Source organism: Salipaludibacillus agaradhaerens (assembly GCF_002019735.1).
Lineage (GTDB): Bacteria > Bacillota > Bacilli > Bacillales > Salisediminibacteriaceae > Salipaludibacillus > Salipaludibacillus agaradhaerens.
In genome coordinates, this window is sequence record NZ_KV917378.1 from 2476108 (window position 1) to 2493122 (window position 17015).

Consider the following 17015-nt stretch of genomic DNA (forward strand, 5'->3'; position numbering starts at 1 on the left):
CCAATGACAGTGCTGGTTACGTAAAACGAAGCTAAACATTTTGATCACGCCATTCCTTTTGGATCAATCGCTTGTATCACCTCATCGGTTAACAGCCCTTTTTCCATAAGGATTTGTTTAATCGTTTTATTCTCCTCATCCGCACTCATGCCAATTTGCGAGGCCATATCATAGCCTAAAGACGGGCTGAGTCCTGTGACGAGTGATAAGCTCTCATTCATCCACCTTTCACAATTGGCTTGATTCACATCAATGCCGTTAATACATTTTGGGACAAGCGTATTGATGGCATTGACCATTAAGTCGATCGCATGGAGGAAGGTATGGGCAATGACTGGCATCATTACATTAATCTCTAATTGTCCGGCAATACCTGCCGTAGCAACGGCTGTTTCATAGCCAATCACTTGGCAGCACACCATGTGTGTCATTTCTAATATCGCTGGATTGACTTTCCCAGGCATAATCGTTGATCCAGGCTGGACTGGCGGCAGCGTAATTTCGGCTAATCCTGTCCGAGGTCCTGAGCTAAGTAATCGTAAGTCGCTCGTTATTTTAATTAAATGGGTCGCCAATTCTTTCAGTGTGAGCATACACCGAATAGGCTCATTCATATTTTGCATAAATGAAAAGATGTTAGCTGGTTCGCGAAACGGCATATTCGTCCGCTTTCGAATTTCTTCCATCACCTTTGGTATGTAGCCAGGCTGTAAATTCACCTTTGTCCCTATAGCATTTCCACCTAAGCCAATTACATATAGCCCATCTAATCTCTCTGTAAGCTGTTGCCTCACAGTATTAACGGTTTCAGCATAACCTGAGAACTCCTGCCCTAATCGAATGGGGACACCGTCGTGTAAATGAGTTCTTCCCGCTTTTAAGATAGGCATAAACTGATCGGCTTTCTTTTGGAAAGCTTCTTGTAACTGGTTAAGAACAGGAAGGAGCCGTGCTGTTATCTCTTCGGCGGCAGCCATGTTAAGCGCTGACGGGAACGTATCGTTAGTGGACTGGGACATATTGACGTGATCATTTGGGTTAACGCGCTGCGTGCCGCCCACAAGCTCTGTTGCTCGGCTTGCGATCACTTCATTGACATTCATATTTTGCGACGTCCCTGCACCTGCCTGATACACGTCTACGACAAACTCATTATCCCACTTTCCCTCAATCACTTCCTCAGCTGCTTGAACGATGGCTTTTCCCATATCGGGGGCTAATGTCCCCATCGCCATATTAGTCGTGGCACTGGCCGCTTTAATAATGCCTTGCGCTTTTATAAACACCCGCGGTAATGTGATGCCGCTAATGTTAAAGTTGTCGATCGCTCGCTGCGTCTGTGACCCATAGTAAGCTGATTTAGGTACCATAATACTTCCTAACGTGTCATTTTCCATACGATACTGACTTGAAGCATCCATTGGCTACTCTCCTTCTCGTTCAAGACATTTACTTATCTTGTCGTTAGTGTAGCCATTCTCGGATGGAATAAACACGTGCACTCATATAGGGATGATGGATTTTCCACTTAGAATTAAACGTGAGACGTCTTCTAATTTCCATAATAATTTTTCACATGTTTTTCTTATAAACTCAACAGCATTGCATAAAACGAACCTTCAATCAGTGAGAGGAACTCCACTGATTGGTAATTTTAAAATCAGACATTAGCAGCCGTTAGCTCCCCCCTCTATTTTGAGCCGAGAGTTTTACGGAGGGTTATCTGTGATACAATAATGTCATCATTTTAATGATTCTAGTTGTTTAGAGCCAAAGAAGAGAACCCAGGTAGTGGATTTAGAGGATTACCATAGAGTTAAAGGAACATTAATCTAGATAACATTCGTGACATCCTATAATAGGTTGGCTTATCATTATTAAAAACCTTGGTTTAAATGTCTTTACCTGTAGAGAAGGTGTCTTGTCAATAATCGAGTCATTAGTGAGAGTAAAATAAGCGGAAATTTTTCGGTTAGAAGTAGCAGAGAGCTCATTTTGGTGAATATAAGGGGAAATTTTCCGATTATCCAAAGAAAAACGACCCATTTTTTAGATTTCCCGAGCCATTAACGGAATCTTTCCGTCTATTTAAGCTATTGGCATAGCTAATGACTATTTAAGAGAATTTTTTCCGTCTATATCTCAGAGCGAGTTCTTAACCTGATCCCCCAACTGATAAAAGCGAATCCTCAGCCTCTTTTTTCCAAGTTAAACGTTATCGGATAACACGTTACTTAGCTCAAAGACTGGCTATCATGATGCGCCCAGAAAAGACACTCACTTACAAGTTGTCTACAAAAAAGTGAACGGAGACATGAATAAAATGAAAAAGATCTTTTTAGGAACTTTGCTTTTAATCATCATACTAGCGGCAATTGCTTTCATCATTAACATCAACACGTCCCCCTCCGATGAGAACGAGACACGTCTTTTATTTTCAAACAATTATATGAGCGCTGCCTTAGAGGAAGAAGAGACGATCCCTTTTAATATTTTTGCGCTGAACGACCCAGACAGCCAGAAAAATTTTGACAGTGAGGCCGTTGCTGACGTCTCTTTAAATAATGAGAATATTGAGATCGTGGATTATACGATTGATGCTGGTATGACTGATGAAGGCTATCAATTGATCAACTTTATCTTGACATTAACCGTCAATGGCGATGAAATAGAAAAAGCCGAGACACTGTCCTTATTCTTCGAAGACGGAGAGACACTTACGTATGATATAGGGGAAGTGGTTTTGACAACTTATTCGGTAACAGAAGATCTTGAACAAGTGGGAGAAAACACAATCGCCTATCCCGAGCCTAGTCTAGACGTCCATTTAGAAAACACCCGAGACCAGGCCATAGAGTTAATCTCAATAAGTGATACAGGTGAAGTGATAAGCTATGATTTTAACCAACATGAAACCATCGCTGCGGATGAGACGTACCATTTAGTGATTGATAGTCTTCATACTGAAAAGATGTATGATTTTTATACGCTCACCCCTCTCTTAACCTATGAAATGGGAGAAGAACTAAAAAGCTATGTCATGGATCCTGTTTTATATGGTATCCTCGATCAAGACGAAGTAAAAGTGAGAAAAATATTAAGCCACAATGATATAACCATTCAGGATAATTAAGTCCTTTTAAAACCACATAGCCGATGAAAGTAAAAACAAGTGATTTAAGGGGCATATCCTATATCTCTATAGTGAATAGATGAAGGGGCTTCTTCCCAAACCAAACAGCTTGATTTGGGAAGAAGCCCTTTTTCATTTCCTCAGCTACTTTTGGACATGACATAATGCCCCTTCCGCATTTTTATTTTTCCCACCCCATCCGCTGGCGAAGGGAGGTAATATGGGCGAGATGATGACGACCATGCCACGCATAAATACCAATACTAATACCTAATTTCACAATACCTGATTCAGGGTGACGGAATGTTTTTTCTAAATCAACTGGCTCTAAACTCGTTAGAAGGGTCGTCCATCTGTTATGCAAAGCGTCTAATAAAGCTAATGAGACATCCACCGGCATTGAAGCATCCGGCAGCTCCGCCCATTCAGCTTCCAAATAAGGCTTAATCGTTGGCTTGTCTTCGGTAAGTGCCCATTTACATCGAATATACGCGTTCATATGACTATCTGGCAAGTGATGAACCACTTGTCTAACCGTCCAGCCGCCTTCCCGATAAGGTGTATCAAGCTGTTGATCAGTTAATCCTTTCACAGCTCCCCTCAAGTCTTCGGGGAACTTGGCCATCTCTTCTATCCACCCGTTTACTTGCTCTAGTGAATAAGCATTTTCCTCAAATTGACCGATTGGATAACGAAGATCCTCCATCTATACCTCCACCTTTCTTTTTATGTGAACTTGTTTCGACGCCACCTAATTAAACGTTACCGCCTATGCTACGCATTGAGGGGAGCTATAACCCTTAAAACATTTAAGGATTATACTTCACCCCGTTTTTGTCATGCCAAGCATGTTGCCATTTACGGAGAACAACCATTTGCCCTGTATGATAAGCGGTGTGAGTCGTCAAGTGAGCGATGTCAACTGCCCAGTCAAAGAGCTTTTGCTCATCTGCTTCTCCCACTACTTTCACCCATTCCGAGGTGATCACTGTTAAGCGTTCGACGGTATCATACCAACTCATTCCCTCACTGCCTTTAAACGTATTATCTTTGTGGATTTCATCGTCTTCTGTTCCTTTAAATCGCTTTAAGTAACGGTCACTATAATAGATAATATGATTGGTCAGCTCACATATCGAATAATCGGCCTCCTGTGGCTTCCACATCGCCTGTTCCTCTGTCAACTCATCAATGGCATTAAGCGTCGCCACATACCACGCATTTTCACGATGACACGTTTTTAACTGCGCTAACATACTCGTTTTAAGCGTCATACGTCCTCCTCCATTTTTGAATTTTGTTATGTTGATAACATTCAACATGAGCTCCTTTTAGTCCTTCTAACACTTACATGGGAAAAAACCGATCTCATAAAAAGATCGGTTACGCCTAATAGAAAACGAGATAAAACGAACCTTCATTCAATGGGAGTTTTCGTTCTTCTCCCACTGATAAGGAACACAAGCTAACGTCTTCGCGTCCTGCGAAAACGCTTTTGTGACCAACATCCTGTTGGCCCGAGTCAATCAGGACATTAGCTCCCGCCTAAATAACGTTACCTCTTCTCTCTATTTTGAGCTGGGAGGTTTACGGCCGCTTATCGTGATTAAAAAGCACCTCTCTAATACGCCTACCGTAAGAAGAGGTGCGAGTAAAATGGGTACGTCATTTGAAGGGGCTCTTCACTTTAATAGATGACCACAAAACACCCTATTAATTAACTCGCCAGATTTGAAAATAAGATCTCATGTGTTGGCAAACTCTTGTCAACAAGCTGAAAACATCGAGAAATCAGATGGCGCCTCAGCACCACCTAAGCTACGCCTTGAGGAGAAAATGCCTTTAACACATTTAGGATTAACGATCGTTATGAACTACTTATTATCAGCCGTAAGTGCTGTTGAGACCTTTTCGTCATTAATATGTTTCCCTAATACTCTAGCCAGAATCATATTTGGAATTAACAGAGCGAGCACAATAATTAATAGGATGCGATAGTTTATAGATAACGTCCCAAGGTCTATTAATGAGATAATGAGAATCAGAATACTTCCCATTAGAATCCCTAAAAGAATCCCTGCACTTATATACAGCATCACTTGCGTCGTGATGATTTTATTGATGCCTTTTTTAGTCACACCTATCGCTCTTAAAATCGCAAATTCTTTACGTTTTGAAAGCACATTGTTCATTAAAGAATTACATATACCGATAATAGCCGATATCACTAGTGTGCCCATGACGATAATAAAGATGGCCCACCTTTGCAAAAACATACGACCCATTTCAGCGGAAGTTTTTTCATAGCTATTTACTTTCAACTCAGGAAATTGTCTTTTAACCTCTTCTAGTTCCTGTAAGGTGCGAGAGACATCTGAAGAATCCACAAACATCTGGTTAAATTTAATAAAGTCATCCTTGAAACTCTCATTAGACCAATCCATATAAATAGGTGCATCTTCCTCATCGATTTCTCCACCAACTCGAAAAGTCCCTTTAGGAATAATTTGCTGGTCATCTTCTGAGAATAACCCTAACGGAATTTGATCACCTACCTCTAACTCATTCTCTTTGGCGAAATCATGTGAAATTAACACCGTCGTTTCCAATTCTTCCTCTGAAAGTACACGATCACTTTGTTCAGCTAACACAATATTTAGATCTCCTAAGCGATAATCTATCGACGTATAGCCATTATCACTTTTATATTCTACTAACCCAAATGTGCTCAAAACACTGGCGTTTGTCACACTTTCTAACGCTGTCACAGCCTCTCTTAACTGTTCGTCGTCAATTTGTGTCTCGTAATCTAGCCGACTTTCCAATACAATTGGCGTTGGAAATTGACTTTCTACATAATCTAATTGATTTTGGTGGATCGTATTTAACATCACAGACCCGAAAATGGCAATCACCATTAAGGAAGAAATCGCTAATATAATGAGCGTATTCTTTTTCATTTGAGGAACCATATTTTTAACAGCTATATATGCTTCCTTACCAAACCATCTTTTCACCTGTGGCAATATCCACATAAGCCCCTGATTAAGATAAACAGGGAAGATCATATAAATACCCATCATCATTAGAAGAGCTGAAACTAAAACAAATTGCGCATAATAAGGACTGACAATACTAAAAGCCATACATATTAAGGAGAGAATGATCACTAATTTCGCTAGCTTACTTATCGTATTTGGCGATCGATAATCGAGCTTTTCATTTTGCTGCATAATTTTGATCGGTAAGATCGTCGTACTTCTATAAACAGAAATCATAATAAACAGTTGAAAAACGAGCAAACAGACGCCACCAATTAGAATGGCACTTATTACGTTATACGTCACTGCCGCTGTAGGTAAATCAAGCCAATTTTCAATAACCCTTTTCGACAGACCTTGCCCGACTAACGTACACATAATACCTAAAGAAACCCCAGCCACATTAATTATACTTCCTTGAATGAGAATCACCTTACTCACCTGTGTGACTGTAGCACCAAGGGCACGTAAGATGGCAAGTTGATTTCTTAATTTATACAGCAACAGTTCTAGGTTCGAAACGACTAATAAAGAAGCCACGATAAGGACAAGGAAACTCAAGACAATGATAAAGGTCATCATATTAGCTAGATTCTCTTTAACATAGTGGTCTTCTTCCGTTATATCAATCCTAACGTGAGGATTGTTTTCCCGTATATCGCTAGCAAGCTCCAATACATTGGCATTGTCATGAGCTTTTACTAATAGATATGTCGCCTCAACATCTACAGCTTCGTTCTCTCGCAGAAACTCATTGACGACTTCGTGCTGTAGAATAAGAAGATCTGGTGTACTCACCGCACCCTCAATATCATCTATAATTTCATTTAAGCGAAAAGTGGCACCTTCAATAGCCAAAGCCTCTCCTACTTCTAGTTGAAGAGCTTCCGCTAAGTCTTTATTTAAGATGGCATCTTCTTTACCCAAATCATATGTAAAATGATAGCGACTTTTGGCAAGGTCATCATTTTCTACACCAACAGTGTATAGTGACACATTGGATTCATCGAGAGTCAGATGAGAAATAGATACTTTAGACATGGCTTTCATGTCGTCTAATTTAGCTAAGTCATCAATAAAGTCTGATGTTAATCTGTCCTCTTGCTCTATATTAAAACCGACAGCCAAGTCCATATCCCCGTAAAGGGCTCGCAAATCATTCTCTAATGTTTCTTTTGAGCTAAACGTGTATAACAACATCGTCATCACAAGCGTCGTCGCAATGAGGATACAGACGATTGAGGAAATAATAATCCATTTATTTCTATAAATGAGCTTCAATGCAAGTTTTCTTAAATTGGACATGTTAGTGATCACTTTCTGTCAGTTTTTTGAACTTAGCTAAAATCATATCTAAGTCATTCTTTTGTGTACATTTATACTTATCTTTTATTGTCCCATCCTGGAAAAATAGCACTCTATCAGCATATGTGGCAACCGTCGGGTCATGAGTCACCACAATAATACTTTGATTGAATTTATCTCTCATTTTGACGAGTACATTCAAAATATCTTTCGATGTGTTAAAATCAAGATTTCCGGTTGGCTCGTCCGCTAAAAGAATCGGCGGCTCTGTAATGATAGCTCGCCCAATCGCTACACGCTGTTGTTGGCCACCTGAAAGCTGGATCGGCCGGTGGTTACGCCATTCAGTTAACCCCATTAGCGCTATGATGTCCGAAACTTTTGTATCAATCTCTTTTTGGTCCATCTCCTTTAAAATTAACGGTATCGCTATATTTTCTTCCACCGTTAAATCCTTTAACAAGTGAAAAGACTGGAAGACAAATCCAATATTCTCCTGCCTGTATAATGACGCTGATGGCTCACTAAATTGATTTTTATCAAATTGCCCTTGCAGCTTCACCTTACCTGAAGTTGGTTCATCAAGTGCTCCTAATATATTTAATAATGTGCTTTTCCCCGATCCACTTGTCCCCATCACCGCTAAAATCTCACCTTTATATACTTGAAAGGAGACATTTTTTAATGCTTGCACCTTATAATTTGGACCTTCATACTCTTTTGATAACTTTTCGATTTCTAAAACGGCATCTCTTTCATCCATGCTTATCACCAGCTTCTGAAGTGTTAGTAAATTTATATTTTGATTAGATTGTTTTTGTATAAAACGAACCTTCAATCAGTGGGAGTTTTCGTTCTTCTCCCACTGATAAGGAACACAAGCTAACGTCTTCGCGTCCTGCGAAAACGCTTATGTGACCAACATCCTGTTGGCCCGAGTTAATCAGGGCATTAGCCGCCGTTATCTCCTGCCTAAATAGAGTTACCTCTCCTCTCTATTTTGAGCCGGGAGGTTTACGGACGCTTATCTGTGATAAATAGAGATTTGTGCATTCCCTCACATAATCCTATGTATTTTTAACTCTCTATTTATAAAATCCTAATAATAGAAGGCACATGGGAGCCAATGTCGTGACAGTATGACATATTAAGAGGCTATTACGCCTTAAAGCTATATATTGCTTTCAAGCCCGTCCTTCTCAAACTATCTCATTGCTAACTTAATATTATCGTAAAAAAATCTATTTTCAAGGTATTTTTGGCAAGTTTGCTAACCTATTCCTCTATTTTTTGAATTTGTCATGTTTTAACTTCACCAATAGTAGCCCCTCACAGCGTCCTCTTAAGTTATTAACGAAAAAACCGACCTTCTCGTCTTAAGAAAATCGGGTACCGTACATTTCCATATGATATTTTACAATTAGTCCATGGGGTTGCATCTGCTATCAAAGGGTATCTATTACCGGTAACGATGATGTATCGGGGTAAACAGATCGTCCTGACTATTTCTCACCACTGAAAAATGGTCCACATTGTAATGACCATGAAGAGCTCCTCATGTATCTGGAACCCTGCTCCTTTTCCACCAGCCACATCTAAATCTCTTATAAAGGTAACACTGACTGAGTCATGTATCGCTTTTTCAATCACACTATTAATGTTCGCAATGAGCCTCTCTTTTTCAAAAACCGCTTGTTCCCCTTCCATATTTCCCTCTATTAAATCTTGTTGCGCATCAATAACTAGTAAAGCCTGGTTCAATTGCATTCCTCCCTTGTTAGTGAGAGTCGCACTCCTAGAATTTCAATCCGTGCACTCATAGAGAGTGCGACTTTGTTGATTTATTTCATATGTTGAATTAATTGGTGAGTTACAGATTCTAATTCTTTGAATCTTTGTTATAATTTAATAAGTAAATATATAGATAAACCTATATGGAATCCAAAATTACCTACAATTGAGATTATATCTAATTCATTCATCTTAGTCCCCCTTCACAAAAGAGAACAAACGTTCCTATATTAATATTTTACATTAGGAGTATAATATAATCAATACTTTTATGATTTTTGTTAGATAGCAAATATATTATTAATGTATTGGGTATCAAATTTTAAAAAAGGGGTCGATCATTATAGACACATGGTTCATGATATCTTTTTTAGTAATTATGTTAGTAATACTTATAAGTGAATCTGGAATATTTAAGAATAAGCCAGTAAGGCATCTAATAGCTATTATAGCTTTAGCAGCGCTCTTAATTTTGGTTACTATTCAATTTGTTTTTCTAGAGGTGAATATATTTAATCTATTTGATTTTTCTTCTTTTATTATCATACTATTAAGTGTTGTAATTTATGGATACGGAAGCTACAGAATTTTCAAGCATTTCAAGATGTGGAAAGAAAGAAAAGGTGTTATTTAAAACACCTTTTCTTTTTATTTTGGATATGCAATGTAAGACCTTGTAATAGTTTTGGTTGCTATTTTTGCATTTTTTTCAGTTAACGCTGTCCATGTATACTTCAACTTATTATCTTTTGTATGTTCAATTTTCAAGCGTATTTTTTGTCCTGCTCTAGGAGATGGCAATTTATCCCATTCAGTATCGTAAGTATAGTACTCTCTTACAGCTTGTGAAATCGCAATAGTTGTAGCTGCTACTGTAAAGGCTATTCTGCCGGTCAACCCTGTCCCTATAAGGACTAAATTTAATATAAGCTTTCCTTTTTTAATTTTGTCTATATCACTTTTAGTATAAGTTTTTGTTGAAGTTTTCGAGCCGCTTAAACGTACCCATCTAAAAATATGGTCATGCTGATGTCCTCGAGACGTCTTTATTGAGACCTTATACTCTCCAAAATAAGGACATTGTATTGTTACGTTCCCACTGTTTTGTTTACTCGTGTACGTTTTGGTATAAATTGTCTTACCGTCCCCTGCACGTTGAACAGTCAACACTTTTTCTTGATTAGTACTTCTACTCCATTTAATTCTTAAAGATTTCGTTCCTGTTTTCGTAGCTGTTAAATTAAAGTCTGTGTTACCTCGGTTTTTTGCCATATGTTTCACTCCTTTGTTTGGTATGTCTTAATCTTAACTGCTAATCGATTATTCAAACTTTATAAAAACTACATGAAATCTCATATTTAACTCTATTAAAACTCTAATACCATCTTTTATATTGTGGCGTTCCTCATTCTACCATTACGACAAAGCTACCACATAATTTTGCACAATTAGCATAAAATCACACTTTAAGTCCGTAACGCAACGCATTTAATATTAACTTTGTAAAACCAAATAAATATATTTTCAAAAATCTTTTTATATAATAGTATTGCGAGGTGATATAAAATCTCCTTTAATCTCGAAGAGCTTCTGCAGAGAACACCAGATAACAACATGAGATTTTAACCTTTCACAATGGTGGTTGGTATCTCGCCTTTTAAATCTTCCTTAATAGCTTCTTGTACTTTTTCTAACAACTCTTCACGATTGATTGTACCTTCCTTAAAACCATAAAAAGCCCCAAAAAAGTGAGATCCCATGTATTTCCAATGCTCTTTTGCACCTCCCATAGCAATCACTAAAGCAATTTGTGTTTCTTCTAAAGCATCGGAAAACATTTCGTTTACTGGGTCTGCCGCCCTAAGTTGTTCTAAAACTTGATTGATTTGTTCGTCTTTTTCATATTTCAACCCACGCACTCCATAAAGAGTGCGACTCCTCGTTATATCGCCATTCGTCAGCATCATCCTGTATTTCAATCCACGCACTCATAAAGAGTGCGACCTTGTGTTTGGTTGTACTATTCATTAACAACTAATTTCAATCCACGCACTCATAAAGAGTGCGACCTATCAACAGGAAGCGAGAAAGTCCATTCAGGAGATTTCAATCCACGCACTCATAAAGAGTGCGACATTACACTTAAAGGAGAGGATAACATGATTAACTGATTTCAATCCACGCACTCATAAAGAGTGCGACCCTGAGACTAGAGATATGTTAGGTGGAAAAAGTATTTCAATCCACGCACTCATAAAGAGTGCGACAATGTATATGGCCCGTCGGCACAAACGGTTGTGTTATTTCAATCCACGCACTCATAAAGAGTGCGACTTAACGAGATGGACGCGACTCTTCCCGGCGAGGTGATTTCAATCCACGCACTCATAAAGAGTGCGACCGAATAAACGTAGATGCGCTCCCTGAGTAGGTCTATTTCAATCCACGCACTCATAAAGAGTGCGACAGGGAAAAGACAATAACAAAAATCGAGTTGTTTATTTCAATCCACGCACTCATAAAGAGTGCGACAATTCCATTAAGTGAGTTTGATGAATCCGTTACAATTTCAATCCACGCACTCATAAAGAGTGCGACCCTGTCGTACCAACACTCTACCATCACCTGTATGATCATTTCAATCCACGCACTCATAAAGAGTGCGACGCGACCCAATGCAAGCTATTGCCTCCCGTGTGTCTATTTCAATCCACGCACTCATAAAGAGTGCGACATGGGTAACATGCCACAAATACAAGCGACTATAATTTCAATCCACGCACTCATAAAGAGTGCGACGTGGCCAATAAATAATGTATAGGACATAAATAAAAATTTCAATCCACGCACTCATAAAGAGTGCGACAGCGAAAACATCCTAATATAAGGGAATATTCCGCCCACTTTAGGGTAAGTTTCGCTCTATCTTTATAAAAACACACCATTCCTTTTAAATCCATTACACACTTTTACATATTCCGCTCTATTTTCGGTGCGGGTCCCCTAGGGATTTTATGTGCGCTTAGGGTTCGCACCATTAAAAAATGAGTGGATCTTCTAACTTTAGTGATGGTTTAGTTCCGATATGGTCCACTTTTGTTTTGTAGTTGTTTCCTAAGCGATAGATGCGCAAACTATCTTTTTCTTCGTCAATTAAACTTGTTAGCTCCAATTTTAACGAGGTTAGTTGTGCCGAATCAACGATACATTCAAAAACGGAATTTTGCACGCGCTGTCCATAATTTTGACAGGCTTTGGCCACTTTTCTTAGCCTCGTCGTGCCTCCCATACTTGACGTTTGCACATCATACGTGATTAAGACAAGCATCTTGTCACCTACTTCCACAAGAATGGTGGGTATTCATCTAAATCTCCACGCAAGAAACGCGCTAACATTAAGGCTTGTGCATAAGGAACAAGTCCCCATGACATTTTTTCTCCGAGATAAGGGTGGGTAATTTTTTCTTGCTTCTTCGTTTGCCACGCCTTTAAAAATGTTTTACGCGCTTCATCAGTCATCAAGACAGCACCGTTTTCTTTTTTATAGAAGCCTTCCGCAGTCATCTCCTTACGATTAATAAGTGACAGTACAAAACGATCTGCATAAATACTTCGTAACTCTTCCATGAGATCTAATGCAAGCGACGCTCGCCCTGGGCGGTCTTGATGCATAAAACCTACATAGGCATCAAGACCGACAGTTTCCAGTGCAGCCGCAACATCATTGGCAAGTAACGTATAGGCAAACGACAGCATTGCATTCACGTTGTCTTTTGGTGGTCTTCTCGATCGTCCATGAAAGGAGAAATGATCTTTTTGCTGTAAAATCATATCATCGAACACTTTATTGTAGTTGATCGCTGCTTGCCCTTCCCAGCCACGCAAACTTTCTAAATTATCACAGCTACGGGCTTCCTGTAAAATAAGGGACATAAGCTGAGACACTGTTTTAAACTTGTCAACATCAACACGTAAGGCATGTTCCCTCGTCATTCGTTCAAGTATCCATTTGCTATTGTATATTTTCCCTATAATAAAATTTCGTGCAATGCTCGTTGACTGTTGTTCATTTTCGGATATACGGTATTGGGTCTTTCTTAACACGACATTACCCCGACTTTCTCCCACCACTCTCGCTAAAAAACGCCCGTTTTTCGTTAGAAACGTGATTGAAATGTTTCGATCTGCACAATAGCCCATTAAAGCGGGGCTTGCACCTGTATACCCAAAACTGACAATGGCCTCCAAATTATGCAGAGGGAGTCTACCGAGCTTTTCTTGTTCTTTCAACAACACGACGTTATCACCGTCAAGTGATAAATACGTATCAGGCTGAGTCACATACAAAGTATTTAATAACTTTTTCATTCGCCCAGCCTCCCCTCTATATAACTTTTCACTGTGCGTTTGGTCATCAGTTTTGGCAAACATACATGTTGTAATGAACAATTTTTACAAAAGGGGCCTGTTTTCACTTTTGGGGTGTGCCGATTCCCATAATAATGATGCATTTCTTTCGCCATTTTAATCACATTATTTCTTAATTCATCCGTGATTGGCACTTCCACGCGATGCTTAATCTCATTGTAAAATAAATAGCCTTTGTCAATGCGGCATACAAGCATTTCTTCAAGACACATGGCTTGAGCGACTAACTGAACCACATCTTCGTCGCCTTTCTTCGGTTTCCCACGCTTATACTCAACAGGATATGCTTGATAAGTTCCGGTTACACCTGAAAGACTTACACCGTCTCGGTGCTCCACAAATTCGACTACATCGCAAATACCACTTATTTGGAGCTGTCGAGATTGAATTGGCATCGCTCGGACAGTCAGTTTACTTCCCCGCTTTTCCTTAATGAACGGCTGATCCGCTTTTCGATGGAGGTGTTGCCCTTCAATCGTTCTCACATTTTCTTCCCATTGCTGTTCGATATGTATCAGCGCCCACTGCCTTTTACAGAATTGAAAATGCTGCAAGCCTGACAACATCAAATAGTGGTCTTCCTCATTACTGGCCATCGATAACATCAACATTTAAACCATCTAGTTCGTCCAACTCAATGCGATAATCATCAATGGTTTTTGGTGTATCTATACGCGATTCTACTTTTAACGAACGGTGTACTTTAGCAGATGAGTATTGCCCAAGTTTTGAAGAATGCTCCCACCAATACACTTTATAGACTTCCATACTGCCATCAGGGCGTGCCGAAGAACTGTCATTTTCAAAAAGTGTGATGAGAGCTTGCTTGATTTTGTCGGCATCCTCATGTGTAAAGCCCGTTTTCTCAGCCAGTTGGGTATTAATACTTCCTTTGAACACATAAACGCCAAAATCAACACGGTGCTTCATCCCCATTGTGTCAGAGCTACGTTTTTCCCCAGTAACAGAGTTAACACTTTTCGTGATTTGAGTGCTAACGATGTCAATTGGATCAACGCTCGTCGCTGTATGAATGGAAACAGGTCCACGGACGCCGACGGATAGGTTCGCCCCTTTAAAGGCAAATACTTGTCCGAAAGCACGAACGTCCAACCATTGTTGACAAGTAATGGTTGCAAACTCATCAGAAGATGCATTTTTCGCTTTCAACATTTTCGCCAACTCCGGGTGAGCATCTGCCCGGTCTCGTAAACTTTTAAAATCATCTATCTTTCTATCATCAGACTGAACAAATATAGCTTCTCCCATGTCCTGCAGACGATTACGAACCTTTCGTTTAATCGCCACATCGGAGATTTCTCCATGTCCATCATAGTTTTGGCGCGGGCGATTGCCGTTAAGCGGATCACCATTTGGATTTGCTTTAGAAACAGATACAACAACGGCAAAATCAATCTTGTGGTCAAGTGTACTCATCAGTTTGTTTCCTCCTCTTTTTTCTTATATAAGTCACGACGTTGGCTATAAAAACCTAGCAAATATTTTTCAGTTAAAGGCGTGTTGTTAAATTCTTCTACGCTAAATTGATCACTAATCTCGTCAATTAATTTTGATAAATAAGTTGCCTTTGTCCCCAATTTAGCTTGATATGGCTGGAGACTTTCCTGAATCGTTTTCCAAGTACGTCCAGGATTCTTTGAAAAAGAGTTCATATAACGAATGGCATTGGTTGCTCTCGTTTCATCTTTACTGAGCGCCCCTCTCTCTAGTACATCGGCAACTGCTAGCAAACGTCCAAACAAGTAACTACGATCCGTTGACTGTTTATCCAGTGGCACAGTCCACTCCTCCTTCTTTTCCATGTACATCTTTCGAATAAGTGCACATGTAATACTCAACGTTTTTTCCCATTCCCACCGCTCCATTGAGACAGGGTTTGATGCTCGTTGAAAAGCACTTCTGACAATGTCTTGCGGAATGGGGCGTTTATCAACGATACAAGGGAGCATGCGTTCCATTAGCCCTTTGACGATTTTTTCGCTGGCCCTTGGTCCATATGCAGCAAACGCAATATCTTTCGTTGCGGGTGCCCCGTAAAATGAAACAAAATCCTTTCCGTCCTTTCGATACCGATGTTCCCATGCACATGCATCATGCCACTGTTCTAATCGTTCTAAATAAAGTTCTTTATTTAGATGCCGATAATATAGGACCGCCATTCTTCCGGTTGTGGCAGAATCAATCACAAGAATGTTGACCTCGGGTTGGTAGTCTAAGTCATGACAATACCCTGCGATTGCTTTTTTTACTTCACCTGCAAAAATCTCTCCCGTATCTGGGTCCCTTTCCAATTCCCTAGTTGTATGAGCCATAATATCCATCGCATCGTCATCTAAGTTAGGCACAGGACTGTTGTCATTACTCCAAATAAGAAAAACTCGATTATCGATCGTTTTCCCTTGACGATGGATCAGCCATTTTAGGGCATTATGAGCTTTTTGGGACACATCATAGCTAATGCCAACCGCTTCTCGGCTTGTCTTAAAACGGCCTCGAAATGTAAAACCCGTATTGTCATTGGCAGATATTAATTTCGCTTTGTCTGCTGCATGGCGAATTTTGTTCGCATGCCGCTCTGTACTAGGAAGCCGCTCACCTGTCACGTAACAAATATCCTCTTCTCCTAATTTGTCACGATAATAAGCGATGAAAGAATCATACATGTCTGTGTCTTTCCACACGTCATCTAACGACTCAGGATGGTAAACATTGAACCTTACGAATGCGCTAAATTGGTCGGTAGCTCCACTTGAAAAAATAGCCGGTTTTTCACCGATTTTTTCTTCATATGTTTTGTCCCATTTTTCAATCAATTGCTCATTTTCATCAACTACAAGCACCCGCTCACTGACCAAATCCTCAATTAATCGGCCTTTCTTCAAATACGTATATATGCACGTCACCTTTTCCGTGGCATACGGTGAGTTTGCCCACTCAGCTAATTGATTGATATAGGCATCAAAGGGAACATTGTCTTGCTTTTTAACTGTCCCTCCATACTTGAGAAAGTCACCCGCTACATAACTTAATTTGTCGTGAAGTGGGTACGGTGCCACTTTTGAACCTGACCGACTAGCCGCTTCATCTGTACAAGGAATTAATGTACTTGCTTTACTTAGTACCCGTGCATCTTGGAAGTCCCCATCTTCATCAATCGTCACTTCAATATGGGCATTTTGCGTCGTATGAGAGACTGGCAGCAATGTATACTCCCGATCCTCTCCCTTCTTCACCGTTTTCCCTACTTGATCAAGACTCGCTTCATATGTTTCATATAAGTGAAGTAACCAACTCAT

The 17015-nt window shown here is 39.8% G+C and carries 13 protein-coding genes, 1 pseudogene and 1 CRISPR repeat array; of the genes and pseudogenes, 1 reads left to right on the forward strand and 13 read right to left on the reverse strand.

Annotation, left to right across the window (positions count from 1 at the left end; genetic code table 11):
* Positions 1–44: 44 nt before the first annotated feature.
* A complete protein-coding gene (locus BK581_RS11515; protein WP_078578318.1) occupies positions 45–1421 on the reverse strand; it encodes a class II fumarate hydratase in 1377 nt (458 codons plus the stop codon).
* Between the two features lie 902 nt (positions 1422–2323).
* Between BK581_RS11515 and BK581_RS11520 the strand changes: the two genes are divergently transcribed.
* Positions 2324–3133, forward strand: a complete 810-nt coding sequence (locus BK581_RS11520) for a hypothetical protein (RefSeq protein WP_078578319.1) — start codon at positions 2324–2326, stop codon at positions 3131–3133.
* Between the two features lie 181 nt (positions 3134–3314).
* Here the strand turns inward: BK581_RS11520 and BK581_RS11525 are convergent, their stop codons facing one another.
* The 12 genes and pseudogenes from BK581_RS11525 to cas8c all read right to left on the reverse strand — a co-directional run bounded on the left by BK581_RS11525 (position 3315) and on the right by cas8c (position 17015).
* Complete coding sequence (locus BK581_RS11525; RefSeq protein WP_078578320.1) at positions 3315–3839, reverse strand: YfiT family bacillithiol transferase; 525 nt, start codon at positions 3837–3839, stop codon at positions 3315–3317.
* Positions 3840–3942: 103 nt separating this feature from the next.
* A complete protein-coding gene (locus tag BK581_RS11530; RefSeq protein ID WP_078578321.1) occupies positions 3943–4407 on the reverse strand; it encodes a DinB family protein in 465 nt (154 codons plus the stop codon).
* A 600-nt stretch (positions 4408–5007) separates the two neighbouring features.
* Positions 5008–7479 carry an FtsX-like permease family protein gene (locus BK581_RS11535; protein ID WP_078578322.1) on the reverse strand — a complete coding sequence of 824 codons (2472 nt, stop codon included), beginning with the start codon at positions 7477–7479 and terminating at the stop codon, positions 5008–5010.
* A gap of 1 nt (position 7480) precedes the next feature.
* Positions 7481–8242, reverse strand: coding sequence for an ABC transporter ATP-binding protein (locus BK581_RS11540; RefSeq protein ID WP_078578323.1), 762 nt, complete (start codon positions 8240–8242; stop codon positions 7481–7483).
* A gap of 696 nt (positions 8243–8938) precedes the next feature.
* Positions 8939–9240: pseudogene (locus tag BK581_RS11545) on the reverse strand (isochorismatase family protein).
* Between the two features lie 678 nt (positions 9241–9918).
* On the reverse strand, positions 9919–10542 hold the full coding sequence (locus tag BK581_RS11555) for a hypothetical protein (protein ID WP_078578325.1): 624 nt from the start codon (positions 10540–10542) through the stop codon (positions 9919–9921).
* Between the two features lie 350 nt (positions 10543–10892).
* Positions 10893–11180 (reverse strand): hypothetical protein, encoded by a 288-nt coding sequence (locus BK581_RS19960; protein WP_407690335.1) that lies wholly within the window; start codon positions 11178–11180, stop codon positions 10893–10895.
* A gap of 62 nt (positions 11181–11242) precedes the next feature.
* Positions 11243–12136: a CRISPR direct-repeat array (repeat unit 32 nt; unit sequence ATTTCAATCCACGCACTCATAAAGAGTGCGAC).
* 171 nt (positions 12137–12307) lie between these two features.
* Positions 12308–12598, reverse strand: a complete 291-nt coding sequence (cas2, locus tag BK581_RS11560) for a CRISPR-associated endonuclease Cas2 (RefSeq protein WP_078578326.1) — start codon at positions 12596–12598, stop codon at positions 12308–12310.
* A gap of 8 nt (positions 12599–12606) precedes the next feature.
* The gene (cas1c, locus tag BK581_RS11565) at positions 12607–13638 is read right to left on the reverse strand and encodes a type I-C CRISPR-associated endonuclease Cas1c (RefSeq protein ID WP_078578327.1); all 1032 of its coding nucleotides are present in this window, start codon (positions 13636–13638) and stop codon (positions 12607–12609) included.
* Positions 13635–14294: a CRISPR-associated protein Cas4 gene (gene cas4 / locus BK581_RS11570; RefSeq protein WP_078579922.1), complete on the reverse strand. Its 660-nt coding sequence runs from the start codon at positions 14292–14294 to the stop codon at positions 13635–13637. The genes cas1c and cas4 overlap by 4 nt, the downstream gene beginning before the upstream one ends.
* Complete coding sequence (gene cas7c / locus BK581_RS11575) at positions 14284–15135, reverse strand: type I-C CRISPR-associated protein Cas7/Csd2 (protein WP_078578328.1); 852 nt, start codon at positions 15133–15135, stop codon at positions 14284–14286. The genes cas4 and cas7c overlap by 11 nt, the downstream gene beginning before the upstream one ends.
* Positions 15135–17015, reverse strand: a complete 1881-nt coding sequence (gene cas8c, locus BK581_RS11580) for a type I-C CRISPR-associated protein Cas8c/Csd1 (RefSeq protein WP_078578329.1) — start codon at positions 17013–17015, stop codon at positions 15135–15137. The genes cas7c and cas8c overlap by 1 nt, the downstream gene beginning before the upstream one ends.